Origin of the sequence: Kitasatospora purpeofusca (assembly GCF_042691725.1) — a bacterium.
Classification (GTDB): domain Bacteria; phylum Actinomycetota; class Actinomycetes; order Streptomycetales; family Streptomycetaceae; genus Kitasatospora; species Kitasatospora purpeofusca_B.
In genome coordinates this window covers 6,213,566-6,237,540 of sequence record NZ_CP170483.1, presented here as the reverse complement: position 1 = coordinate 6,237,540, position 23,975 = coordinate 6,213,566, and the positions used below count along the sequence as shown (strand labels likewise).

Annotated in this window: 21 protein-coding genes; 6 read left to right on the top strand and 15 right to left on the bottom strand. The window is 71.6% G+C overall.

The features are described from left to right. Positions 1–45: 45 nt before the first annotated feature. The 11 genes from ACFCLZ_RS26880 to uvrA form a co-directional block, all read right to left on the bottom strand. Complete coding sequence (locus ACFCLZ_RS26880) at positions 46–381, bottom strand: RNA polymerase-binding protein RbpA (RefSeq protein ID WP_207811681.1); 336 nt, start codon at positions 379–381, stop codon at positions 46–48. A gap of 157 nt (positions 382–538) precedes the next feature. Further along, positions 539–775: a preprotein translocase subunit SecG gene (gene secG / locus ACFCLZ_RS26875; protein ID WP_380280035.1), complete on the bottom strand. Its 237-nt coding sequence runs from the start codon at positions 773–775 to the stop codon at positions 539–541. Positions 776–862: 87 nt separating this feature from the next. Beyond that, on the bottom strand, positions 863–1,648 hold the full coding sequence (tpiA, locus tag ACFCLZ_RS26870; RefSeq protein WP_380280033.1) for a triose-phosphate isomerase: 786 nt from the start codon (positions 1,646–1,648) through the stop codon (positions 863–865). 7 nt (positions 1,649–1,655) lie between these two features. After that, on the bottom strand, positions 1,656–2,858 hold the full coding sequence (locus ACFCLZ_RS26865; RefSeq protein WP_380280031.1) for a phosphoglycerate kinase: 1,203 nt from the start codon (positions 2,856–2,858) through the stop codon (positions 1,656–1,658). Positions 2,859–3,009: 151 nt separating this feature from the next. Next, complete coding sequence (gene gap / locus ACFCLZ_RS26860; protein ID WP_380280029.1) at positions 3,010–4,014, bottom strand: type I glyceraldehyde-3-phosphate dehydrogenase; 1,005 nt, start codon at positions 4,012–4,014, stop codon at positions 3,010–3,012. Positions 4,015–4,319: 305 nt separating this feature from the next. Next, a complete protein-coding gene (gene whiA / locus ACFCLZ_RS26855; RefSeq protein ID WP_148642545.1) occupies positions 4,320–5,300 on the bottom strand; it encodes a DNA-binding protein WhiA in 981 nt (326 codons plus the stop codon). Next, on the bottom strand, positions 5,291–6,439 hold the full coding sequence (gene yvcK / locus ACFCLZ_RS26850) for a uridine diphosphate-N-acetylglucosamine-binding protein YvcK (protein WP_380280027.1): 1,149 nt from the start codon (positions 6,437–6,439) through the stop codon (positions 5,291–5,293). The genes whiA and yvcK overlap by 10 nt, the downstream gene beginning before the upstream one ends. 63 nt (positions 6,440–6,502) lie before the next feature. Continuing rightward, complete coding sequence (rapZ, locus tag ACFCLZ_RS26845; RefSeq protein ID WP_344324851.1) at positions 6,503–7,414, bottom strand: RNase adapter RapZ; 912 nt, start codon at positions 7,412–7,414, stop codon at positions 6,503–6,505. 118 nt (positions 7,415–7,532) lie between these two features. Continuing rightward, positions 7,533–9,581, bottom strand: a complete 2,049-nt coding sequence (gene uvrC, locus ACFCLZ_RS26840) for an excinuclease ABC subunit UvrC (protein WP_380280025.1) — start codon at positions 9,579–9,581, stop codon at positions 7,533–7,535. A 51-nt stretch (positions 9,582–9,632) separates the two neighbouring features. After that, a complete protein-coding gene (locus ACFCLZ_RS26835; protein ID WP_380280023.1) occupies positions 9,633–10,067 on the bottom strand; it encodes a Rieske (2Fe-2S) protein in 435 nt (144 codons plus the stop codon). A gap of 116 nt (positions 10,068–10,183) precedes the next feature. Further along, positions 10,184–13,162 carry an excinuclease ABC subunit UvrA gene (gene uvrA / locus ACFCLZ_RS26830; protein WP_380280021.1) on the bottom strand — a complete coding sequence of 993 codons (2,979 nt, stop codon included), beginning with the start codon at positions 13,160–13,162 and terminating at the stop codon, positions 10,184–10,186. 279 nt (positions 13,163–13,441) lie between these two features. On the opposite strand from uvrA, the gene ACFCLZ_RS26825 reads away from it, so the two are divergent. Beyond that, positions 13,442–14,218, top strand: a complete 777-nt coding sequence (locus ACFCLZ_RS26825; protein ID WP_380280019.1) for a maleylpyruvate isomerase family mycothiol-dependent enzyme — start codon at positions 13,442–13,444, stop codon at positions 14,216–14,218. Between the two features lie 57 nt (positions 14,219–14,275). Beyond that, on the top strand, positions 14,276–14,929 hold the full coding sequence (locus tag ACFCLZ_RS26820; protein ID WP_380280017.1) for an MBL fold metallo-hydrolase: 654 nt from the start codon (positions 14,276–14,278) through the stop codon (positions 14,927–14,929). Between the two features lie 74 nt (positions 14,930–15,003). On the opposite strand, the gene ACFCLZ_RS26815 is transcribed toward ACFCLZ_RS26820, so the two are convergent. The 4 genes from ACFCLZ_RS26815 to zapE form a co-directional block, all read right to left on the bottom strand. Beyond that, complete coding sequence (locus ACFCLZ_RS26815; protein ID WP_380280015.1) at positions 15,004–15,987, bottom strand: TerC family protein; 984 nt, start codon at positions 15,985–15,987, stop codon at positions 15,004–15,006. A 224-nt stretch (positions 15,988–16,211) separates the two neighbouring features. Then, the gene (locus tag ACFCLZ_RS26810; RefSeq protein WP_380280013.1) at positions 16,212–16,793 is read right to left on the bottom strand and encodes a TerD family protein; all 582 of its coding nucleotides are present in this window, start codon (positions 16,791–16,793) and stop codon (positions 16,212–16,214) included. A 261-nt stretch (positions 16,794–17,054) separates the two neighbouring features. Further along, positions 17,055–19,154: an excinuclease ABC subunit UvrB gene (gene uvrB / locus ACFCLZ_RS26805; RefSeq protein ID WP_380280011.1), complete on the bottom strand. Its 2,100-nt coding sequence runs from the start codon at positions 19,152–19,154 to the stop codon at positions 17,055–17,057. Between the two features lie 261 nt (positions 19,155–19,415). After that, on the bottom strand, positions 19,416–20,501 hold the full coding sequence (zapE, locus tag ACFCLZ_RS26800) for a cell division protein ZapE (RefSeq protein WP_380280009.1): 1,086 nt from the start codon (positions 20,499–20,501) through the stop codon (positions 19,416–19,418). 100 nt (positions 20,502–20,601) lie between these two features. On the opposite strand from zapE, the gene ACFCLZ_RS26795 reads away from it, so the two are divergent. The 4 genes from ACFCLZ_RS26795 to msrB all read left to right on the top strand — a co-directional run bounded on the left by ACFCLZ_RS26795 (position 20,602) and on the right by msrB (position 23,946). Then, on the top strand, positions 20,602–21,369 hold the full coding sequence (locus tag ACFCLZ_RS26795) for a pyrimidine reductase family protein (RefSeq protein WP_380280007.1): 768 nt from the start codon (positions 20,602–20,604) through the stop codon (positions 21,367–21,369). 141 nt (positions 21,370–21,510) lie between these two features. Then, complete coding sequence (locus ACFCLZ_RS26790) at positions 21,511–21,972, top strand: indole-3-glycerol phosphate synthase (RefSeq protein ID WP_380280006.1); 462 nt, start codon at positions 21,511–21,513, stop codon at positions 21,970–21,972. A gap of 123 nt (positions 21,973–22,095) precedes the next feature. After that, positions 22,096–23,499 carry a UDP-N-acetylmuramate--L-alanine ligase gene (gene murC, locus ACFCLZ_RS26785; RefSeq protein WP_380286295.1) on the top strand — a complete coding sequence of 468 codons (1,404 nt, stop codon included), beginning with the start codon at positions 22,096–22,098 and terminating at the stop codon, positions 23,497–23,499. A gap of 42 nt (positions 23,500–23,541) precedes the next feature. Next, a complete protein-coding gene (gene msrB / locus ACFCLZ_RS26780) occupies positions 23,542–23,946 on the top strand; it encodes a peptide-methionine (R)-S-oxide reductase MsrB (RefSeq protein WP_380280004.1) in 405 nt (134 codons plus the stop codon). Positions 23,947–23,975 lie beyond the last annotated feature (29 nt).

Sequence of the window (23,975 nt, the reverse complement as noted above, 5' to 3'; positions counted from 1 at the left end):
AGGGCGCCACCCGGTCGGGTGGCGCCCTTCGTCGTTCGCCTGCGGTCAGATCTCGCCCCGGAGCTTGGCCAGCGCCTCGGCGAGGATCGCCTCGCCGTCGGCGTCGGTGCGCCGCTCGCGGACGTAGGCGAGGTGGGTCTTGTACGGCTCGTTGCGGGAGGGCGCGGGCGGGTTGTGCTCGTCCTGGCCGGCCGGGAAGCCGCAGCGCGGACAGTCCCAGGTCTCCGGGATCACCGCTTCGGCCGCGAAGCTCGGCCGGGTCTCGTGCTTGTTCGCGCACCAGAAGGAGATCCGGTTGCGGGGGGCGGATTCGCCGCGCTCCGCCTCACCCATCGGGCCGGCTCCGACCCTGCTGCCACGGATGGCGTTGCCACTTGCCACGGTCTGACTCCCCTGCGTGCTGGTGCGCCGACGCGCGCGACGCGCGTCGGTGGCGAAAGTCGTCCTAGTGTAAGCAGGAGTTAAGCATGCGCCACCACCGGCTCCGCCCCGGACCTTTCCAGGATAAGCCGTGGGGCGACGGGGCGTCAGAGGTATGTCAGCCCTTGTACTTCAGGACCAGGCCGAGCACCAGGAGGCAGGCGAACCAGCCGAGACCGACCACGATCGTGATGCGGTCCAGGTTGCGCTCGGCCACCGCCGAGCCGCCGCCGGTGGACATCGCGCCGCCACCGAACATGTCCGACAGGCCGCCGCCCTTCCCCTTGTGCAGCAGCACCAGGAGGATCATCAGCAGGCTGAAGACGATCAGGGCAATCGAGAACCCGAGAACCACGACGCGACCAACTCTCTCGTATCTTCGGCGAAGGGGCCGGACCACGGCGGGTGGTCCGGCCCCAAAGCCTACGTTGCTGCGGCGGCGTTAGCCTACTGCCTGCTCACGGTACCGCACGATCTTGACGAACTCATCGGCGTCCAGCGAGGCTCCGCCGATCAGGCCGCCGTCGATGTCGGGCTTGGCCATCAGGCCGGCCGCGCTCGACGACTTGACCGAACCGCCGTAGAGCACCCGGACCTTGCCGGCCAGCTCGGCGTCGTACAGCTCGGCGATCCGCGCGCGGATGGCGGCGCAGACCTCCTGGGCGTCCTCGGGGGTCGCCACCTCGCCGGTGCCGATCGCCCAGACCGGCTCGTAGGCGACCACGATCGACTCGGCCTGCGCGGCCGGGACGCCGTCGAGGGCACCGTCGAGCTGGGCCAGGGTGTGCTCGACGTGGGTGCCGGCCTTGCGGATCTCCAGCGGCTCGCCGATGCACAGGATCGGGGTGATCCCGCTGCGGTAGGCGGCCTTCACCTTGGCGTTGACGATCGCCTCGTCCTCGCCGTGGTACTGGCGGCGCTCCGAGTGGCCGATCACCGCGTAGGCGCACTTCAGCTTGGCCAGCATCGGGCCGGAGACCTCGCCGGTGTAGGCACCGCCGTCGTGCTGCGAGATGTCCTGCGAGCCGTACTTGATCTTCAGCTTGTCGCCGTCGACCAGGGTCTGCACCGAGCGGAGGTCGGTGAACGGCACCAGGACGGCCACCTCGACCGCCGCGTAGTCCTTGTCGGCCAGCGCGAAGGCCAGCTTCTGGGTGTGCTGGATGGCCTCGAGGTGGTTGAGGTTCATCTTCCAGTTGCCCGCCATCAGCGGGAGACGCTCAGTCATGCGTGATTCAGCCTTCCAGGGCGGTGAGACCGGGGAGCTGCTTGCCCTCCAGGTACTCCAGGCTCGCGCCACCGCCGGTCGAGATGTGCCCGAACTTCGTCTCGTCGAAGCCCAGGATGCGAACGGCCGCGGCGGAGTCCCCGCCGCCGACCACGGAGAACGCGTCGCTGTCGAGCAGGCCCTGCGCGACGGCCTTGGTGCCGGCGGCGTAGTCCGGGTGCTCGAAGACGCCCATCGGGCCGTTCCAGAACACCGTCTTGGCGTCGGCCAGCTTCGCCGCGAACAGCTCGCAGCTCTCCGGGCCGATGTCCAGGCCCAGCTGGTCGGCCGGGATCGCGTCCACGCCGACGACCGAGAAGGTGGCCGGGGCCTTGGTCTTGAGGTCCGGGAAGCCGGTGGAGACCAGGACGTCGGTCGGCAGGACGAACTCGACGCCCCGCTCCTTCGCCTCCGCCAGGTAGCCCTGGACGGTCGGGATCTGGTCCTCCTGCAGCAGCGAGACGCCGACCTCGTGGCCCTGGGCCTTGAGGAAGGTGTACACCATGCCGCCGCCGATCAGGATCCGGTCGGCCTTCTGCAGCAGGTTCTCGATCACGCCGACCTTGTCGGAGACCTTGGCACCGCCGAGCACCACCACGTACGGGCGCGCGACGTCCTCGGTGAGGCGCTTGAGCACGCCCACCTCGGTGGCGATCAGGTCGCCGACCGCGTGCGGCAGCAGGGCCGGCAGGTCGAACACCGAGGCGTGCTTGCGGTGCACCGCGCCGAAGCCGTCGCCCACGTAGAGGTCGGCCAGCTCGGCCAACTGCCCGGCGAACGCGGTGCGCTCGGCGTCGTCCTTGCTGGTCTCACCCGCGTTGAAGCGCAGGTTCTCGAGCAGCGTGACCTCGCCGTCGGCCAGGGCGGCGACGGTGGCCTTCGCGCTCTCGCCCACGGTGTCGGTCGCGAAGGCGACCGGCTTGCCGAGGAGCTCGCCGAGGCGGGCGGCCACCGGCGCGAGGGAGAACTGCGGATCCGGCGCGCCCTTGGGGCGGCCGAGGTGGGAGGCGACGACGACCTTCGCGCCACGCTCGACGAGCTTGGCGATGGTCGGGGCGACGGCGCGGATCCGGCCGTCGTCGGTGATCGTGCCGTCGGAAAGCGGAACGTTCAGGTCCGCGCGCACGAACACGCGCCTACCGGCGACGTCCAGATCTTCGATGGTCTTCACGGTCTTCGGTCTCCTGGCGAGATGGTGGAGCAGGCGACGACACAACGTTGTGCCGTCAATGGGGAGTTGAGGGTGCGCAGACGGAGGGCCCGGTCGGCTTCGCACATGCCTTCCGGGCCCTCCCCCCTACTTCACGTCAGCTCCCGCTGCGTCAGAGCCCGGCACCGACGAGGGTGGTCAGGTTGACGAGGCGGTTCGAGTAGCCCCACTCGTTGTCGTACCAGCCGAAGATCTTGACCTGGTTGCCCTGGGCCATGGTCAGCAGCGAGTCGAAGATCGTGGAGAACGGCGAGTTCACGATGTCGGAGGAGACGATCGGGTCCTCGGTGTACTGCAGGATGCCCTTGAGGGTGGTCTCGGAGGCCTTCTTGAAGGCCTCGTTGACCTCGGCGACGGTGACGTCGCGCTCCAGGGTGACGACCAGGTCGGTGATCGAACCGGTCGGGACCGGAACGCGCAGCGAGGTGCCGTCCAGCTTGCCCTTGAGCTCCGGCAGGACCAGCGCGGTCGCCTTGGCGGCACCGGTCGAGGTCGGAATGATGTTGAGGGCCGCGGCGCGGGCGCGACGCAGGTCCTTGTGCGGGAAGTCCAGGGTGACCTGGTCGTTGGTGTACGCGTGCACCGTGGTCATCAGACCCTTGACGATGCCGAAGCTCTCGTTCAGCACCTTGGCCAGCGGCGCCACACAGTTGGTGGTGCAGGAGGCGTTGGAGATGACGGTGTGCTTCGCGGCGTCGTACTTCTCGTCGTTGACACCCATGACGATGGTGATGTCCTCGTCGGTGGCGGGCGCCGAGATGATGACCTTCTTGGCGCCGGCCGCGACATGCTTCTTGGCCGCCTCGGCCTTGGTGAAGATGCCGGTCGACTCGATGACGATGTCCGCGCCCAGCTCGCCCCAGGGGAGGTTGGCCGGGTCACGCTCGGCGATGACCTTGAAGGTCTTGCCGTCGACGGTGATGCTGTCGGCGGTGTGCGACACCTCGCCCGGGAAGGTGCCCAGGATCGAGTCGTACTTGAGCAGGTGCGCCAGGGTCTTGGTGTCGGTCAGGTCGTTGACACCGACGATCTCGATGTCCGCGCCCTGGGCCTGAACCGCACGGAAGAAGTTGCGGCCGATGCGGCCGAATCCGTTGATGCCTACCCGGATCGTCACGAACCGATCTCCTCGTTAGGTACGCCGGACGCTATGCCGACGGGGTGGAATTTTGGGATGTCCCCGACCGCCTATGACCCTACCCCTCCGAGGCCGGGTAGAGCACATCAGACGCCCGCGCAACCCCTGGCGTGGCGCGTGTTCACAACAATTCCGGGCCGTCCGGCCTTGCCCTCCCGGGCAGTTGGTCCCGGCCCCGCGCGGGGCCCCGTCAGCACCCCGTCCCACCCTCCGGACACACCTCCGCCGGTGCCCGCGGAGGCGGACACCGGCGGAGGGATCGGCACCGGGAGTGACCGTCGGCGTCAGTTGAGCGCCATCTCGTCGGTGAGGTTGGCCTCGGTGCTCGGCAGGCCGAGCTCGGAGGCGCGCTTGTCGGCCATCGCCAGCAGCCGGCGGATCCGGCCGGCCACCGCGTCCTTGGTCAGCGGCGGGTCGGCGAGCGCCCCCAGCTCCTCCAGCGAGGCCTGCTTGTGCTGCATCCGCAGCTGGCCGGCGGCGGCCAGGTGCTCGGGCACCTCCTCGCCGAGGATCTCCAGCGCGCGCTGCACCCGGGCGCCGGCCGCCACCGCGGCCCGGGCCGAGCGGCGCAGGTTGGCGTCGTCGAAGTTGGCCAGCCGGTTGGCGGTGGCCCGCACCTCGCGGCGCATCCGGCGCTCCTCCCAGGCCAGCACCGACTCGTGCGCGCCGAGCCGGGTGAGCAGCGCGCCGATCGCGTCGCCGTCGCGGATCACCACCCGGTCGACCCCGCGCACCTCGCGGGCCTTGGCCGGGATGCCGAGCCGGCGGGCGGCGCCGACCAGGGCGAGGGCGGCCTCCGAACCGGGGCAGGTGATCTCCAGCGAGGAGGAGCGGCCGGGCTCGGTGAGCGAGCCGTGCGCCAGGAAGGCCCCGCGCCAGGCCGCCTCGGCGTCGCAGGTGGCCCCGGAGACCACGGCCGGGGGCAGGCCGCGGATCGGGCGACCGCGGCCGTCCACGAGGCCGGTCTGGCGCGCGAGCAGCTCGCCGTCCTTGACCACCCGGACCACGTACCGGCTGCCGCGCCGCAGCCCGCCGGGGGCCATCACGACCAGGTCCGAGGAGTGTCCGAAGATCTCCAGCAGGTCCTTGCGCAGACGCCGCGCGGCGGCTCCGGTGTCGAGCTCCGCCTCGATCACGATCCGGCCGCTCACGATGTGCAGCCCGCCCGCGAATCGCAGGATCGCCGACACCTCCGCCTTGCGGCAGCAGGCCCGGGTGACCGGGAGCCGGCTGATTTCGTCCTTCACCGCTGGAGTCATCGCCATGTCCCGATCCTTCCATGTGTCCGGAAAATCCGGTCGTACGCTGCCGCCAAGAGCTCCGGGTCGTGTCGCGGCGTGCCGTCGGTACGGGCGACCCGGCCGAGCACCAGGGCCGCTCCCATCCGCTCGGCGGCCTTTTCCAGTCCGGCCAGGTCCGCCTGGCCGAAGGCGCCGCCGGTGACGGCGCGCTCGTCCACCAGGATCGCATCCACCGCGAGGGCGGGGGCGTGGTCGGCGATGACGTCCAGGTGGCGCTGCGGGGTGAAGCCCTCGGTCTCGCCGGGCTGCGGGGCCAGGTTCAGGGTGAGCAGGCGGCGGGCGCGGGTCTCCACCAGCGCCTTGGCCAGCTCGGGCACCAGCAGGTGCGGCAGCACGCTGGTGAACCAGGAGCCGGGGCCGAGCACCACCCAGTCCGCCTCCCGGACGGCGGTGACCGCCTCCGGCACGGCGGGCGGCTCGTCCGGCAGGAGCCGGACGGACTGCACGGTTCCGGGGGTGACCGCGACATTGGCCTGGCCGCGGACGGCGGCCAGCTCGGCCGGGAAGGCCGGGTCGTGGCCGCGGACGACCGCCTCGATGTCCAGCGGCACCGCCGACATCGGCAGCACCCGGCCCTGCACGTTGAGCAGCCGGCCGACCCAGTCCAGGGCGGCGACCGGGTCGCCGAGCTTCTCCCAGAGCGCGACGATCAGCAGGTTGCCGACGGCGTGGCCGCCCAGCTCGCCGGAGCCGGTGAAGCGCTGCTGGATCACCTCGGACCAGGTGCGGCCCCAGTCGTCGTCGCCGCAGAGCGCGGCGAGCGCCTTGCGCAGGTCGCCGGGGGGCAGCACCCCGAGCTCCTCGCGCAGCCGGCCGCTGGAGCCGCCGTCGTCGGCGACGGTGACCACCGCGGTGAGGTCGGTGGTGAGCCGGCGCAGCGCGGAGAGCGAGGCGGACAGGCCCTGGCCGCCGCCGAGCGCGGTGATCCGCGGGGCCTGGTTGGTCCGGGCGGCATGACTGGCCCGGGGGGCCGGGTGGGGACGGGACGGACCGGTGCGGGCCGCCCCGGAGCGGGGCCGGCCGGTCGCGGTGGACCGGGCCGGGGCCCCACTCCGGTCGGCGGTCTTGTTCTGGAACTGCCGCCCGGGCACGTATCCCGTCACACCTACCTCGCGTTCCTCTTGCCCGCCGCCGGCCTCCGCCGGCGGCCCGGCAGGGTGCGGCGGCTACTCCCGTCCCATGTCACGGTGGACCAGCACCGTTTCCACACCGTCGGCGATGAGACGCTTCGTCAGGCGCTCGGACATCGCGACGCTGCGGTGCTTGCCACCGGTGCAGCCTACGGCAAGGGTCATGTAACGCTTCCCCTCGCGTCGATAGCCCTCGGTGACAATGCGCAGCAGCTCGGCGTAGCCGTTGAGGAACTCGTTGGCCCCGGGCTGCTGGAAGACGTAGTCGGCGACGTCCGCGTCGGTCCCGGTGCGGGCCCGCAGTTCGGGCACCCAGTGCGGGTTGGGCAGGAAGCGGCAGTCCACCACGAGGTCGGCGTCGACCGGCAGGCCGTACTTGAAGCCGAAGGACATCACGGTGGCGCGCAGCTCGGGCTCGTCGTGGTCGGCGAACTGGGCGTCGAGCTTGGCGCGCAGCTGGTGGACGTTGAGGTTGGAGGTGTCGATCACCAGGTCGGCCTCGCCGCGCAGCTCGCGCAGCAGGTCGCGCTCCTGGGCGATGCCGTCGACGATCCGGCCGTCGGCCTGCAGCGGGTGCGGGCGGCGCACGCTCTCGAAGCGGCGGACGAGGGCCTCGTCGGAGGAGTCCAGGAAGACGACGCGCAGCCGCACGCCGCGCTTCTCCAGCTCGTCCAGCGAGGTCAGCAGGTCGTCGAAGAACTGCCGGCCGCGGACGTCCACCACGGCGCCGATCCGGGCGACGTTGCCCTGGGAGCGGGCGCCGAGGTCGACCATGGTCGGGATGAGGGCCGGGGGCAGGTTGTCCACCACGAACCAGCCCAGGTCCTCCAGGCACTTGGCGGCGGTGGAGCGGCCCGCTCCGGACATGCCGGAGATGATCACCAGCTCCGGGGTGTTCTCGCCGCCGGCCTCGGGCCGGGCGGTCCCCCCGTAATCGGACACGGTCACTTCGGTTCCCCGCTCTCGGTGGTTCTGCTGTGGAGAACGCGCGTCGCGCGGGCGTGCTTCCCCGGCTCACTCGGACGAGTGGGTTCGGGGCGCGCCGGCTGACGGGCGGCGTCGGCCGTCATGGCGTCTCCTGGATGGGTGCGGTCTCGGGCGCCGCGGGCGCCGGCTCGTCGGCGCCGTCCTCGATGATCTCGCCCGTGGCGGTGTTCACGGCTGGTGCGGCAGGTGTACGGGACGACAACGCCGCCGCAACGGTCTCCGCCGTCCGCCGGCCGATGCCGGGGACCGCGCAGAGTTCGTCGACGGTGGCCGCCCGGAGCTTCTTCAGCGAGCCGAAGTGCTTGAGCAGCGCCTGACGGCGAGTCTCGCCGAGGCCGGGGACGGAGTCCAGTTCTCCGGCGGTGAGTCGCTTGGAACGCTTGCCGCGCTGGTAGGTGATGGCGAAGCGGTGGGCCTCGTCGCGGACCCGCTGGAGCAGGTAGAGGCCCTCGCTGCTGCGCGGGAGCACGACCGGGTCGTCCTCGCCGGGCAGCCAGACCTCCTCCAGGCGCTTGGCCAGGCCGCAGAGCGCGACGTCGTCGATGCCGAGCTCGTCCAGGGCCCGCCGGGCGGCGGCGACCTGGGGCTGACCGCCGTCGACGACGAGCAGTTGGGGCGGGTAGGCGAAGCGCCTGGGGCGGCCCTCCTCGGTGCGCGGGCCGTCCTCGGGGCGCCGGCCGTCCTCCTCCGGGCCCTCGGCCTCCTCCGGGACGGCCCACTCGCCGGTCTGCTCGCGCTCCTGGAGGTAGCGGCGGAAGCGGCGGCCGACCACCTCGTGCATCGAGCGGACGTCGTCCTGGCCCTCGAAGCCCTTGATCTGGAAGCGGCGGTACTCGCTCTTGCGGGCCAGGCCGTCCTCGAAGACGACCATGGAGGCGACCACGTCCTCGCCTTGGAGGTGGGAGATGTCGAAGCACTCGATGCGCAGCGGGACGCTGTCCAGCTCCAGCGCGTCGGCGATCTCCTGGAGGGCCCGGCTGCGGGTGGTGAGGTCGGAGGCGCGCTTGGTCTTGTGCAGCGAGAGCGCCTGCTGGGCGTTGCGCTGCACGGTGGCCATCAGGTCCTTCTTGTCGCCGCGCTGCGGGATGCGCAGGTCGACCTGGGCGCCGCGCAGGCCGCTCAGCCAGTCGCGGACCGGCTCGACGGGTTCCGGGAGGGCGGGGACGAGCACCTCGCGGGGGACGGACTCGCTGCCGCCGCCGTAGAGCTGCTGGAGGGCGTGCTCGACCAGGCCGGCGGTGTCGACGTCCTCGACCTTGTCGGTGACCCAGCCGCGCTGGCCGCGCACCCGGCCGCCGCGGACGTGGAAGATCTGGACGGCGGCCTCCAGTTCGTCCTCGGCGACGGCCAGCAGATCGGCGTCGGTGGCGTCGGCGAGGACGATGGCGTTCTTCTCCATGGCCCGCTTGAGCGCGCCGATGTCGTCGCGCAGCCGGGCCGCCTTCTCGTACTCCAGGTCGGCGGCGGCCTCCTGCATCTCGGCCTCCAGCCGGCGCAGGTAGTTGCCGGTGCGGCCGGCCATGAAGTCGCAGAAGTCCTCGGCGAGGGCGCGGTGCTCCTCGGGCGAGACCCGGCCGACGCAGGGTGCGGCGCACTTGCCGATGTAGCCGAGCAGGCAGGGGCGGCCGACCTGGCGGGCGCGCTTGAAGACGCCGTTGGAGCAGGTGCGGACGGGGAAGACGCGCAGCAGCAGGTCGACGGTCTCGCGGATCGCCCAGGCGTGGCCGTAGGGGCCGAAGTAGCGCACGCCCTTCTTGTGCGCCCCGCGCATCACCTGGACCCGCGGGTACTCCTCGTTCAGGGTGACGGCGAGTTCCGGATAGCTCTTGTCGTCGCGGTACTTGACGTTGAACCGGGGGTCGAACTCCTTGATCCAGGAGTACTCCAGCTGGAGCGCCTCGACCTCGGTGGCGACGACGGTCCACTCCACCGAGGCGGCGGTGGTGACCATGGTCGCGGTGCGCGGGTGCAGCCCGGCGAGGTCCTGGAAGTAGGAGGAGAGCCGCGGCCGCAGGCTCTTGGCCTTGCCGACGTAGATGACCCGCCCGTGGGCGTCGCGGAACTTGTAGACACCGGGCGAGGTGGGGATCGCACCCGGCGCCGGGCGGTAGGTGGACGGGTCAGCCATGGGTCCACCGTACCGACTCCGGCCGGGGGCGCGTGCGGGAGATCAACTGCTTCAGCGCGGGGTCACCTTGAGGTTGCCGCCCTCGACCGCCACGGTGTACTCGGGCAGCGGGGTCGGGGCCGGGCCGTCCAGCACGGCGCCGTCGGTGATGCCGAACAGGCTGCCGTGACAGGGGCATTGGATCTTCTGGTTCTTGACCTGGTCGACGATGCAGCCGGCGTGGGTGCACTTGGCGCTGAACGCCTTGTACTGGCCCTCGGTGGGCTGGGTGACGACGATCTTCTTCTCGCGGTAGACGGTGCCGCCGCCGACCGGGACGGCGGAGGCGGGGCCGACGTCGACCGGGGTCTTGGCGGCGGAGCCGGAGTCGGAGGAGGACGAGGAGCAGCCGGAGACGGCGAGGGTGCCGCCGGCGGCGAGGACGGCCGCGGCTCCGCAGAGCAGGGTGCGGCGGGTGGGGGCGGCGCCTTCGGGGGCCTCGGACATGTCGTTCACTCCTGGTCGCACGGTGGCCGCGGGCTGCGGGCCGCCCGGAAGTCTATGCGTGCTCACACCGCCCGCCCCCGGGTGTGCCGGGGGCGGGCGGTGTGAGGGCGCCGGCGCTACTTGCGCGCCGCCGTGGCGCGCTTGGCCGGGGCCTTGGCGGCGGTCTTCGCCGTGGCGGTCTTCGCCGTGGCGGTCTTCGCGGCGCGCTTGGCCGGGGCCTTCGCCTTGGCCGGGGTGACCGGCGCGTCGGCGAAGTCGCCGGGCAGGATGTCGCGCAGGAACTTGCCGGTGTGGCTCTCCGGGACGGCGGCGATCTCCTCGGGGGTGCCCTCGGCGACCACGGTGCCGCCGCCGGAGCCGCCCTCGGGGCCCATGTCGACGATCCAGTCGGCGGTCTTGATGACGTCGAGGTTGTGCTCGATGACGATGACCGTGTTGCCCTTGTCCACCAGGCCGGTGAGCACCTTGATCAGCTTGCTGATGTCCTCGAAGTGCAGACCGGTGGTGGGCTCGTCCAGCACGTAGACGGTCCGGCCGGTGGAGCGCTTCTGCAGCTCGGAGGCGAGCTTGACGCGCTGGGCCTCGCCGCCGGAGAGGGTCGGCGCGGACTGGCCGAGCCGGACGTAGCCGAGGCCGACGTCGTTGAGCGTCCGCAGGTGGCGGGCGATCGCCGGGACGGCCTCGAAGAAGCCGAGCGCCTCCTCGATCGGCATGTCCAGCACCTCGGCGATGGACTTGCCCTTGAAGTGGACCTCCAGCGTCTCCCGGTTGTACCGGGCGCCGTGGCAGACCTCGCACGGCACGTAGACGTCCGGCAGGAAGTTCATCTCGATCTTGATGGTGCCGTCGCCGGAGCAGTTCTCGCAGCGGCCGCCCTTGACGTTGAAGGAGAACCGGCCGGGCAGGTAGCCGCGGACCTTGGCCTCCTGGGTCTCCGCGAACAGCCGCCGGACGTGGTCGAACACGCCGGTGTAGGTGGCCGGGTTGGAGCGCGGGGTGCGGCCGATCGGCGACTGGTCGACGTGCACCACCTTGTCCACCAGCTCGGTCCCGGTGATCCGGGTGTGCCGGCCGGGCACCGTGCGGGCGCCGTTCAGCTCCCGGGCGAGGTGGGTGTAGAGGATGTCGTTGACCAGGGTGGACTTGCCCGAGCCGGAGACGCCGGTGATCGCGGTGAAGGTCCCGAGCGGGAAGCCGACCGTGACGTCCTTGAGGTTGTGCTCGCGGGCGCCGTGCACGGTGAGCTGGCGCTTGCGGTCCCGTGCGCGGCGGGCGTCCGGGATCGGGATGGCGCGCTTGCCGGAGAGGTACTGGCCGGTCAGCGACTCCTTGTTGGCGAGCAGCTGCTTCAGCGAGCCGGAGTGCACCACCCTGCCGCCGTGCTCGCCGGCGCCGGGGCCGATGTCGACCACCCAGTCGGCCATCTTGATGGTGTCCTCGTCGTGCTCGACGACGATCAGCGTGTTGCCGATGTCGCGCAGCCGGACGAGGGTCTCGATCAGCCGGTGGTTGTCGCGCTGGTGCAGGCCGATGGACGGCTCGTCCAGCACGTAGAGCACGCCGACCAGGCCGGAGCCGATCTGGGTGGCGAGCCGGATGCGCTGGGCCTCGCCGCCGGAGAGGGTGCCGGCCGCGCGGTCGAGCGAGAGGTAGTCCAGGCCGACGTCGACCAGGAAGCGCAGCCGCTCGTTGACCTCCTTGAGGACGCGCTCGGCGATCTGCTTGTCCCGGGCGTTCAGCTTCATCGCGCCGAGGAAGTCCGAGCAGTCGCTGATCGACATCGAGGAGACGTCGGCGATCGACCGGCCCTCGACGGTGACCGCGAGCACCACCGGCTTGAGCCGGGTGCCCCGGCAGGTCGGGCAGGGCACCTCGCGCATGTAGCCCTCGAAGCGCTCGCGGCTGGAGTCGCTCTCGGCCTCCTGGTGGCGGCGCTGGATGAACGGCACCGCGCCCTCGAAGCCGGTGCTGTAGGAGCGGTCGCGCCCGTAGCGGTTGCGGTAGCGGACCTGCACCTGGTGCTTGTGCCCGTACAGCAGCGCCTTCTTGGCGCGGGCCGGCAGCCCCGCCCAGGGGATGTCGGTGCGGAAGCCCAGCTCGCCGGCGAGGGCGTCGATCAGCCGCTGGAAGTACTCCTTGGTGTGGCCGCCGGACCACGGGTGGATGGCGCCCTCGTCCAGCGAGCGCTCCTCGTCGGGCACCACCAGCTCCGGGTCCACCTCCATCCGGTTGCCGAGGCCGGAGCAGTCCGGGCAGGCGCCGAACGGCGAGTTGAAGGAGAACGAGCGCGGCTCCAGCTCCTCGAACGACACGTCGTCGTAGGGGCAGTAGAGGTGCTCGGAGTACATCCGCTCGCGCTCGGGGTCGTCCTCGGGAAGGTCGACGAAGTCGAGCACGACCATGCCGCCGCTGAGCCGCAGGGCGGTCTCCACCGAGTCGGTCAGGCGGCGCTTGGCGCCCTCCTTGACGGTGAGGCGGTCGATCACCACCTCGACGGTGTGCTTCTCCTGCTTCTTCAGCTTGGGCGGCTCGGCGAGCTGGATCGTCTCGCCGTCCACCCGGGCGCGGGCGTAGCCCTTGGACTGGAGGTCGGCGAAGAGGTCGACGAACTCGCCCTTGCGCTCGCGCACCACCGGGCTGAGCACCTGGAAGCGGGTGCCCTCGGCGAGTTCGAGCACCTTGTCGACGATGGCCTGCGGGGACTGCTTGGCGATCGGGCGGCCGCAGTGCGGGCAGTGCGGCTTGCCGATCCGGGCGAACAGCAGGCGGAGGTAGTCGTAGACCTCGGTGATGGTGCCGACGGTCGACCGCGGGTTGCGGTTGGTGGACTTCTGGTCGATCGAGACGGCCGGGGAGAGGCCCTCGATGAAGTCCACGTCGGGCTTGTCCATCTGGCCGAGGAACTGGCGGGCGTAGGACGACAGCGACTCGACGTAGCGGCGCTGGCCCTCGGCGAAGATGGTGTCGAAGGCGAGCGAGGACTTGCCGGAGCCGGAGAGGCCCGTGAAGACGATGAGGGAGTCGCGGGGCAGGTCGAGCGAGACGTTCTTGAGGTTGTGCTCGCGAGCACCGCGGACGATGAGGCGGTCGGCCACTGCTTCTGGCGCCTTTCTCCGGGGCGAGAGGGCTGGGGAACGAAACTGTGCTTCTTCCAGGATGCGGCAGTCAGCCTACTAGCTCAGGCGTTCGATTAACGACCACGTCCAGCCGGGTCCACCCGAACGAGTGAGGAAGGCCTGCGAAGCCTTGACGTACGGCCCGCAAAAGCCCCTGCTCAGCGCCGGGAAACGGCGGTAGCGTCGTCCGGACGTCACTCCTTCAACGAGCGGAGCCCCGTGCGGGCAACGCACCGTCCCCCACGGAAGGCCGATCCGATGACCGATCCGATCACCGAGCCGATCACCGAGCCGCAGTCCAGCGCCGCCTCCACCGCCGCCTCCGCCACCGCCGCGCGCTACCTCGCGCTGGTCGAGGAGGGCACCCGGCACCTGCTGCACACCGTCGCCGAGCTCGCGCCCGAGGCCGTCGCCGAGCCCTCCGCCCTGCCCGGCTGGACCCGCGGCCACGTCCTGGCCCACCTCGCCCGCAACGCCGACTCCCTGGTCAACCTGCTGGACGGCGCCCGCACCGGCACCGACATCCCGCAGTACCCGAGCGAGGAGGCCCGCGACCGGGGCATCGAGGAGGGCGCGCCCCGCCCGGCGGAGGTCCAGCTCGCCGACCTGCGCGCCAGTGGCGGTCGCTTCGCCGCGGCCGCCGCCCTGCTGCCCGCCGCGGCCTGGGCCGCCGAGGTCCGCCACCGCAGCGGCTACCGCTTCCCGGCCCGCGAGATCCCCTGGAGGCGGCTGATGGAGGTCGAGTACCACCACGTCGACCTGGACGCCGGCTACACCCCGGCGCACTGGCCCGCGGAGTTCGCCTCCGCCGAGTTCCGCCGCCTCGCCGGCAAGCTGTCCGGCGCCGACCTGCCCGCCGTCGAACTGTTCGCCGACGACACCGCCGAGCGCGCCGTGATCGGCACCGGCGCCCCCGCCCTGGCCGTCGAGGGCCCCGTCCGCGCCCTGCTGGCCTGGCTCTCCGGCCGCGCCGACGGCGACGGCCTGCGCCGCACCCCCGACACCCCCCTGCCCACCCTCCCCCCGCTGGGCTGAGCGGCCCGCCAGGCGCGAGGATGACCGTGAACCTGTAGCCCGACAAGGAGCGGACGGATGACGTACCACGGAGCGGTCAAGGTCGGCGGGCCGCCGGACGTGCGCGAGCTGGCGCACCTGATCATCACCAAGGTGGCGGTCGGCCCCTACGACAACAACGCCTACCTGCTGCGCTGCCGCGACACCGACGAGCAGCTGCTGATCGACGCGGCGGCGGACGCGCCGGTGCTGCTGGAGTCGGTCGGCGAGAACCTGGCCACCGTCGTCACCACGCACCGGCACCGCGACCACTGGGGCGCGCTGGCCGAGGTGGTCGCCGCCACCGGCGCGCGCACCGCGGCCGGCGAGCACGACGCGGAGGGCATCGACGTCCCCACCGCGCTGCCGCTCGCGGACGGCGACACCCTCGCGGTGGGCCGCTGCGCGCTGACCGTCCGGCACCTGGTCGGCCACACGCCCGGGGCGATCGTGCTGGTCTACGACGACCCGCAGGGCCACCCGCACGTGTTCACCGGCGACTGCCTGTTCCCCGGCGGGGTCGGCAACACCTGGGGCGACAGGGAGGCCTTCGCGAGCCTCTTCCGGGACGTCAACGAGAAGATCTTCGACGTCCTGCCGGACGAGGCCTGGGTCTACCCCGGCCACGGCAACGACACCACCCTCGGCGCCGAGCGCCCGCAGCTGGCCGAGTGGCGCGAGCGCGGCTGGTAGCGGCCGGACGCGAACGGGGCGGCCCGCGACCACTGCTCGGTCGCGGGCCCGCCCGGTTCGGGAGGGGTGGTGCGTCAGGCGTCCAGCTTCTGCGGCTCGTCCCGCTCGGCCAGGGCCGCCCGCTTGGAGGCCATCAGGCTGGTCACGGTGGTGACGGCGAGGACGACCACGATGAAGCCCAGCGAGAACGGGATGCCGATCTCCGGCACGTGGACGCCCTGCTCGTGCAGCGCGTGCAGCACCAGCTTCACGCCGATGAAGCCGAGGATCACCGACAGGCCGTACGAGAGGTGGACCAGCTTCTTCAGCAGGCCGCCGATCAGGAAGTACAGCTGGCGCAGGCCCATGAGGGCGAAGGCGTTGGCGGTGAAGACGATGTACGGGTCCTGGGTCAGGCCGAAGATCGCCGGGATCGAGTCCAGCGCGAACAGGACGTCGGTGGTGCCGATCGCCAGCATGACGATCAGCATCGGGGTCATCAGCCGGCGGCCGTTCTCCCGGATGAAGAGCTTGGTGCCGTGGTACTTGTCGGTCGACGGGAAGCGCTTCTCGATCGACTTGAGGAGGCGGTTCTCCTCGAACTCCTCGTCCTCCTCGTCGGCCCGCGCCTCCTTGATCAGCTTCCACGCCGTCCAGATCAGGAAGCCGCCGAAGATGAAGAACACCCAGGAGAACTGGGCGACCAGCGCGGCGCCGCCGGCGATGAAGACCGCGCGCAGCACCAGGGCGATGATCACACCGAACATCAGCACGCGCTGCTGGTAGATCCTCGGCACCGCGAACTTGCCCATGATCAGGATGAACACGAAGAGGTTGTCGACGCTGAGCGACTTCTCGGTGATGTAGCCGGCGAAGAACTCACCGGCCGGCGTCGCGCCGGAGTGCCACCAGAGGAAACCGCCGAAGATCGCCGCGAGCACGACCCAGACCGTGGTCCAGATGCCGGCTTCCTTGATCGACACCTCGTGCGGCTTGCGGCCGCCGATGAAGAAATCGGCCACGACCAGGGCCACCAGCACCACGATGGTGCCGACCCAAAGGCTTACGGAAACGTCCACTACTGCTCCTCCGGCAGGTAGGCGAGACAGTCATCGTCACTGCCGGAGGTCTCTTCCGCCCGTCGGGCGCGCACCGGCGCACCCGCGGACCAGCGCCCCGGGGCACCGCGACGGGTGCCCGTGATGACGGGGACGGCTGCGTGGGAATACTCCCCTCCGCTGCCAAGAAGGGTAACAGCATCACCAAGGAAAGGTAAAGAAGGTAAAGACCCGTCAGGACTCCGCTACAGGTGCGGCTCGATGGCCGGCAGCAGGTCCTGGAAGGTCCGCCCCTTGGCCGGGGCGCCGATCGCCTGCATCTCCCAGCCGCCGTTGCCGTCCCGGAACACCTTCGCCATGATCTGGCCGGTGTGCGGGCCGCCGCCGGTCAGCTCGTAGCGGGCCAGCTCCAGCCCGGTCGACTCGTCCACCAGCCGGCAGTGCGCGTTCCGCACCTCGGCGAAGGTCTGCCCGGTGTACGAGCTGACCGTGAACACCACCTGGGTGATCTGCGGCGGCACGTGCACCAGGTCCACCAGGATCGACTCGTCGTCCTCCCCCGCGCCGGACCCGCCCACCAGGTTGTCCCCGGTGTGCCGCACGGAGCCGTCGGAGCTCTCCAGGTGCTGGAAGAACACCACGTCCGACGGGGTCCGCCCGGCGTACAGCAGCGCCGAGGCGTCCAGGTCGATCTGCCGGGTCCGGCTGCCGAACAGGCCCCGCCGGGGCGCCGCCTTCCAGCCCAGGCCCATCCGGACCACGGTGAGGGTCTCCCCCGGCCCCTTCTGCAGGCTGACCCGCTGGCCCTTGGCAAGGTTCACCGACACGGCGCATGTCCTCTCTGCCCGGCCGCGCGGGAACCCCGCGCCGGCTCCACGGTGGACACCCCGTTGCCGTCCCCCGGCTGAGGCCCCCTCTTCCGGCCGCCCGCTCCCGGGCGGCACGCCGCAAGCCAGCCTAGGCCCTGCGGTCGAACGCGCTGCCCGCCCTCTACCCCTTTGTGGCAGGGCTGAGACACCGCCGGGCTTGACCGGAAACCGAACCGGCCACGCCCGGCGGGGAGGCTGCCTCGGAGGCGCCGGGGCCCGCTACGCGATACCGGCCTCGCGCATCTGCCGCAGCTCCTTCTTCAGCTCCTTGACCTCGTCGCGCAGCCGGGCCGCCACCTCGAACTGGAGGTCGACCGCGGCGGCGTGCATCCGCTCGGTCATCGACTGGATCAGCTCGGCCAGCTCGGCCGCCGGCAGCGACTTCGCCGGCTTGCGCTCGGCGCCGAGCGCCGGCACCGGGGCCTTGCCGCCCTTCGCGCCGCCCCCGCCGCGGTAACCCGTGGACAGCAGCTCGCCGGTGTCCACGTCCTCGCGGGCGAGGGTGTCCAGGATGTCGCCGATCTTCTTGCGCAGCGGCTGCGGGTCGATCCCGTGCTTCTTGTTGTACGCCCGCTGCACCTCCCGGCGGCGGTTGGTCTCCTCGATCGCCTTCTCCATCGCCGGGGTGATCCGGTCCGCGTACATGTGGACCTGGCCCGAGACGTTGCGGGCGGCGCGGCCGATGGTCTGGATCAGCGAGGTGCCGGAGCGCAGGAAGCCCTCCTTGTCCGCGTCCAGGATCGCCACCAGGGAGACCTCCGGGAGGTCCAGGCCCTCGCGGAGCAGGTTGATGCCGACCAGCACGTCGTACTCGCCGGCCCGCAGCTCGCGCAGCAGCTCGACGCGGCGCAGCGTGTCGATGTCGCTGTGCAGGTACCGGACCCGGATGTCCAGGCCGAGCATGTAGTCGGTGAGGTCCTCGGCCATCTTCTTGGTGAGCGTGGTGACCAGGACGCGTTCGTCCTTCTCCACCCGCTTGCGGACCTCGTGCACCAGGTCGTCGATCTGGCCCTCGGTCGGCTTGACGATCACCTCGGGGTCGATCAGGCCGGTCGGGCGGATGATCTGCTCGACCTGGCCGTCGCCCCGCGACAGCTCGTACGCGCCCGGGGTCGCCGACAGGTAGACGGTCTGGCCGATCCGCCCCAGGAACTCCTCCCACTTCAGCGGGCGGTTGTCCATCGCCGACGGCAGCCGGAAGCCGTGCTCCACCAGGGTGCGCTTGCGCGAGGCGTCGCCCTCGTACATCGCGCCGATCTGCGGGACGGTGACGTGCGACTCGTCGATCACCAGGAGGAAGTCCTCCGGGAAGTAGTCGAGCAGGGTGTTCGGCGGGGAGCCGGGCTCGCGGCCGTCGAAGTGCATCGAGTAGTTCTCCACGCCGGAGCAGGTGCCGATCTGGCGGAGCATCTCGAGGTCGTAGGTGGTGCGCATGCGCAGCCGCTGGGCCTCCAGCAGCTTGCCCTGCTTCTCCATCCGGGCGAGGGTCTCCTCCAGCTCCTTCTCGATGTCGTTGACCGCGCGCTCCATCCGCTCCGGGCCCGCCACGTAGTGCGTGGCCGGGAAGACGTGGATGGCCTCGTCCTGGCTGATGATCTCGCCGGTGAGCGGGTGCAGCGTGTACAGCGCCTCGATCTCGTCGCCGAACATCTCGATCCGGACGGCCAGTTCCTCGTAGACCGGGAAGATCTCGATGGTGTCGCCGCGCACCCGGAAGGTGCCGCGGGTGAAGGCGAGGTCGTTGCGGGTGTACTGGATGTCGACGAAGCGCCGGAGCAGGACGTCCCGGTCGATCTCCTCGCCGACCTTCAGCTGCACCATCCGGTCCACGTACTCCTGCGGCGTGCCGAGGCCGTAGATGCAGGAGACGGACGCGACCACGACCACGTCCCGGCGGGTGAGCAGCGAGTTGGTCGCCGAGTGGCGCAGCCGCTCGACCTCCTCGTTGATCGAGGAGTCCTTCTCGATGTAGGTGTCCGTCTGCGGGACGTACGCCTCGGGCTGGTAGTAGTCGTAGTACGAGACGAAGTACTCGACCGCGTTGTTCGGCAGCAGTTCGCGGAACTCGTTGGCCAGCTGCGCGGCCAGCGTCTTGTTCGGCGCCATCACCAGGGTGGGCCGCTGCAGCTTCTCGATCATCCAGGCCGTGGTGGCCGACTTGCCGGTACCGGTGGCGCCGAGCAGGACGACGTCCTTCTCCCCGCCCCGGATCCGCCGCTCCAGCTCCGCGATCGCCGCCGGCTGGTCACCGTTGGGCTGGTAGGGACTGACGACCTCGAAGGGCGTCTCTGACCGCTCAATACTCGTGATGGGTCGCACGCCTCCACCGTACGACCCACCACCGACAACCGAGGACCGATCGCTCAGGCCGCGTGAGCCTCGAACCTGATGGCGGGCTCCCCCGCCGGCCCGCCGCCCGGTACTCCTCGGTCTCCCGGTGCTCCGGCGGCACGACCCAGCGGGTGTGGTGGCCGCTGCTCATCGCTCCTCGTGGCCGAAAGCCCGTTCCCCGGTCATGTTCTCCCCTCTCGCGACCCCTGCCGCAGGGAGCAACGCCCGACCGGGGCGCGGGTCACGCCCTCAGCTCCTGGCGCTGTCCCGGGCGAGGGCGACGAGGCGGGAGACGGCGCGGAGGTACTTCTTGCGGTAGCCGCCGCGGAGCATCTCCTCGGGGAAGACCTGGTCGAAGGGGAGGCCGGAGGCGGTGACGGGGAGTTCGCGGTCGTACATCCGGTCGGCGAGGACGACCAGGCGCAGGGCGGTGGACTGGTCGTCGACCCGGTGCACGCCGCGCAGGCAGACGGCGGTGACGTCGTCCAGCAGGGCGCCGTAGCGGCTGGGGTGGACGGCGGCGAGGTGGGCGAGCAGGGCGTCGAAGTCGTCGAGGGAGGCGCCCGGGGTACGGGCGGCGACGGCGTCGACCTCGGCGGCCGGGTAGGGCGGCGGGGCGTCCGGCAGGCCGCGGTGGCGGTAGTCCTGGCCGTCGATCCGCATCGGGCGGAAGTGCGCGGACAGGCCCTGGATCTCGCGGAGGAAGTCGGCGGCGGCGAAGCGGCCCTCGCCGAGCTTCTCGGGCAGGGTGTTGGAGGTGGCGCAGAGCTTGACGCCGTTCTCCACCAGGCGGCCGAGCAGGGTGGAGACCAGGACGGTGTCGCCCGGGTCGTCGAGCTCGAACTCGTCGATGCAGAGCAGCTTGTGCCCGGACAGGGTCTGCACGGCCTGCTGGAAGCCGAGCGCGCCGACCAGGTTGGTCAGCTCGACGAAGGTGCCGAAGGCCTTGGGGCCGGGGGCGGCGTGCCAGAGCGAGGCGAGCAGGTGGGTCTTGCCGACGCCGTAGCCGCCGTCCAGGTAGATGCCGGCCGGGCCGACCGGGGCCGGGGCGCCGCGGCGGAACCAGCTGCGCCTGGGCGCGGAACCGTTTCCGCTGTTGAGCGTGCCGGCGAACTCCTCCAGGACCTGCACGGCCTCGTACTGGCTGGGCTGGGCCTGGTCCGGGATGTACGTCCCGAAGCTCACGTCGGAGAAGCGCGGCGGCGGCACCATCTCGGCGACCAGGCGCTCGGCGGGGACGACGGGGCGCCGGGAGGTGAGGGCGATCGGTGAGCCGGGGGCGCTCGCGGCGGCTATCGGCTCGGTCGCGGTGGCGGGGCGGGAAGCTGCGGGCACGGTGATTAAGGGTACGCCTGGTCCGGCGGGCCCCGGGACGTGCACCCGGTGGAACTCCCGCCCTTGAGGCGAGCGGGCGGGTCACTGCAACACTGGGGGCATGCAACAGCTGATCAGCCCGGTGGCGGAGACCTTCGACGATCCCGGCTCGCTGGAGGCGCTGGCCGCCGTCTACGCGTACCCCGAGCAGGTGAACCAGGGGCGCCCCTGGCTGCGCGCCAACATGGTGGCGGGGCTGGACGGCGGGGCCCGGCTGGCCGGGCTCTCCGAGGGGCTCTCCGGCGACGCCGACAAGCGGATCTTCGGTGTGCTGCGGGCGCTGTCGGACGTGGTGCTGGTGGGTGCCGAGACGGTGCGGGCCGAGGGGTACCGGCCGGCCCGGGCGCGGGCCGACTTCGCCGAGGCGCGCCGGGCGGCCGGGCAGGCGCCGGCGCCCGCGATCGCGATCGTCAGCCGCTCGCTCGGGCTGGACCTCGCGGCGCCGCTGTTCACCGAGCCGCTGGTGCGCACCGTGGTGATCACCACCGAGGACGCGCCGGTGCGCGCCCTGGCGGCGGTGGCCGAGGTGGCCGACGTGATCGCGGTCGGCCGGGGCGCGGTGGACCTGCGGGCCGCGGTCGCGGCGCTGGCCGAGCGGGGCTGGACGCGGTTGCTGACCGAGGGCGGGCCCCGGCTGCTGGGGCAGCTGGCCGCCGAGGACCTGCTGGACGAGCTGTGCCTGTCGCTGGCACCGCTGCTCACGGGCGGCGACGCGCCGCGCATCCTCCATGATGCGCAAATGCCTGACGTGCAGCGGATGCGGCTGGTCTCATTGATAGAGCAGAAAGGATTCCTCTTCACCCGCTACCTGCGTCCGCCCACCCCGTGACCTCCGGAGCGTGATCCCGCTCGCATCTGGGGCCTCCTGCGCGTGGCCCGTGTGCCGGGTGGGGAGCGTGCGGAAAGCTTCCGCCGGGCAGTATGGGATGCGAAGCCGGAGCCCGGGGGCCGGCGACTGGAAGGGACTCACGTGTTCAAGACGGTACTGATGATCGAAAAGGCACTCTCCGACGCGGACGTGGAGCTGGTCACCACGCTGCACAGCGAGGAGAAGGTGTCCTTCGTCGTCCTGATGCAGCCGCGCGGCAAGCAGGACGAGCTGCTGCGGGCGCTGGACGACGTCGCCCTCGGCCACCTCGACAAGGTGGTGCGCGAGCACGACGAGTCCGAGAGCGGGCCGACGGTCGCCACCGAGTCGCTGGAGCACAGCCTGCGCCACCTGCGGCGGGCCGGCGCCGAGGCGGTCGGCGAGCTGGTCGAGGACTCGCCGCTGGAGCGGCTGCGCGCCGTGGTCGAGGAGCACCAGGCCGACGAGGTGGTGGTGCTCACCTCCCCGCACTTCGTGGAGGAGTTCTTCCACCGCGACTGGGCCTCCCAGGCCCGTCACAAGGTGGGCGTCCCGGTGCTGCGACTGTTCGCCAGCGACTCCTGACGAAACCCCGACGTGGTGCAGAATCGTCCTTGCGGTCCGGCCGCGAGGACGATTCGCACGTCGTCCGCCCCTCCCTGATCCCCGCCCGTACGGAGCCCCGCCTTGAACGACGCCGCGCACGACCTGCACGCCCCGCACTTCATCGGCATCGGCGGCGCCGGGATGTCCGGCCTGGCGAAGATCCTCGCGGTGCGCGGGGCCAGCGTCTCCGGCAGCGACGCCAAGGAGTCCGAGACCGTCCGCGCGCTGCGCGCCCTCGGTGCCGGCGTGCACATCGGGCACGCCGCCGAGCACGTGCCGCAGGGCGCGAGCAGCATCGTCGTCTCCAGCGCCATCCGCGCCGACAACCCGGAGCTGGCCGCGGCCCGCGAGCGCGGCATCCCGGTCGTCCACCGCTCCGATGCGCTGGCCGCGCTGATGGGCGGGCGCCGGGCGCTGGCCGTGGCCGGCACCCACGGCAAGACCACCACCACCAGCATGCTCGCCGTCGCCCTCGGCGAGCTGGGCCTGGACCCGTCCTACGCGATCGGCGGCGACCTCGACGCGCCCGGCTCCAACGCCCACCACGGCACCGGCGAGATCTTCGTCGCCGAGGCCGACGAGAGCGACCGCAGCTTCCACAAGTACGCGCCCGAGGTGGCGATCGTGCTCAACGTGGAGCTGGACCACCACGCCAACTACGCCTCGATCGACGAGATCCACGAGTCCTTCGAGACCTTCGTCGGCCGGATCGTGCCCGGCGGCACCCTGGTCGTCTCCGCCGACCACGAGGGCGCCCGCGAGCTGACCGCCCGGGTGGCCGGCCGCACCGACCTGAACGTGGTCACCGTCGGCGCCGCCGAGGACGCCGACCTGCGCGTCCTGTCGGTCGTCCCGCACGGCATGACCAGCGAGGTCACCGTGCTGCTGGACGGTGCCGAGCTGGCCTTCACCGTCTCGGTGCCCGGCCGGCACTACGCCCACAACGCGGTCGCCGCGCTGGCCGCCGGCGTCGCGCTGGGCGTCCCGGCCGCCGACCTCGCCAAGGCGCTCGGCGCCTACACCGGGGTGCGCCGCCGGCTCCAGCTCAAGGGCGAGGCGGGCGGCGTCCAGGTGATCGACTCCTACGCCCACCACCCGACCGAGATGACCGCCGACCTGGAGGCGATCCGGGAGGCCACCACCGGCCGCGTCCTGGTGGTCTTCCAGCCGCACCTGTTCAGCCGCACCCAGCAGCTCGCCGAGGAGATGGGCGCCGCGCTGGCGCTCGCCGACGCCTCGGTGGTGCTCGACATCTACCCGGCCCGCGAGGACCCGATCCCCGGCATCACCAGCGAGCTGATCATCGACGCCGCCCTGCGGGCCGGCGCCGAGGTGACCGCCGAGCACGACTTCGCCGCCGCCCCCGCGGTGCTGGCCGGCCTGGCCCGCCCGGGCGACCTGCTGCTCACCATGGGCGCGGGCGACGTCACCAACCTGGGTGCGGCCATCCTGGAACACTTGGAGAGGGGCCTGGAGCGCCTCACCAGCGTTGCCACCAACGTCTGAGTCCCCGGACGAGTCCCGGACCCGTCGCGACCTGGAGCTGTCATGAGCTACGAGATCGAGAAGACCGACGCCGAGTGGCGCGCCGAGCTCTCCCCCGAGGAGTACCACGTCCTGCGGGAGGCCGGCACCGAGCGCCCGTTCACCGGCGAGTACACCGACACCAAGACGGTCGGCGTCTACGGCTGCCGCGCCTGCGGCGCCGAGCTGTTCAGCTCGGAGACCAAGTTCGACAGCCACTGCGGCTGGCCGTCCTACTACGCGCCGCTGGCCGGGGACCGCGTCCAGTACATCGAGGACACCTCGCTCGGCATGCGCCGGGTCGAGGTCCGCTGCGCCCGCTGCGGCGGCCACCTGGGCCACGTCTTCGAGGGCGAGGGCTACGGCACGCCGACCGACCAGAGGTACTGCATCAACTCGGTCTCGCTCACGCTGAAGCCGGCAAAGTAGCGCGGAGTACGAGCAGGCCCGGGCACCCG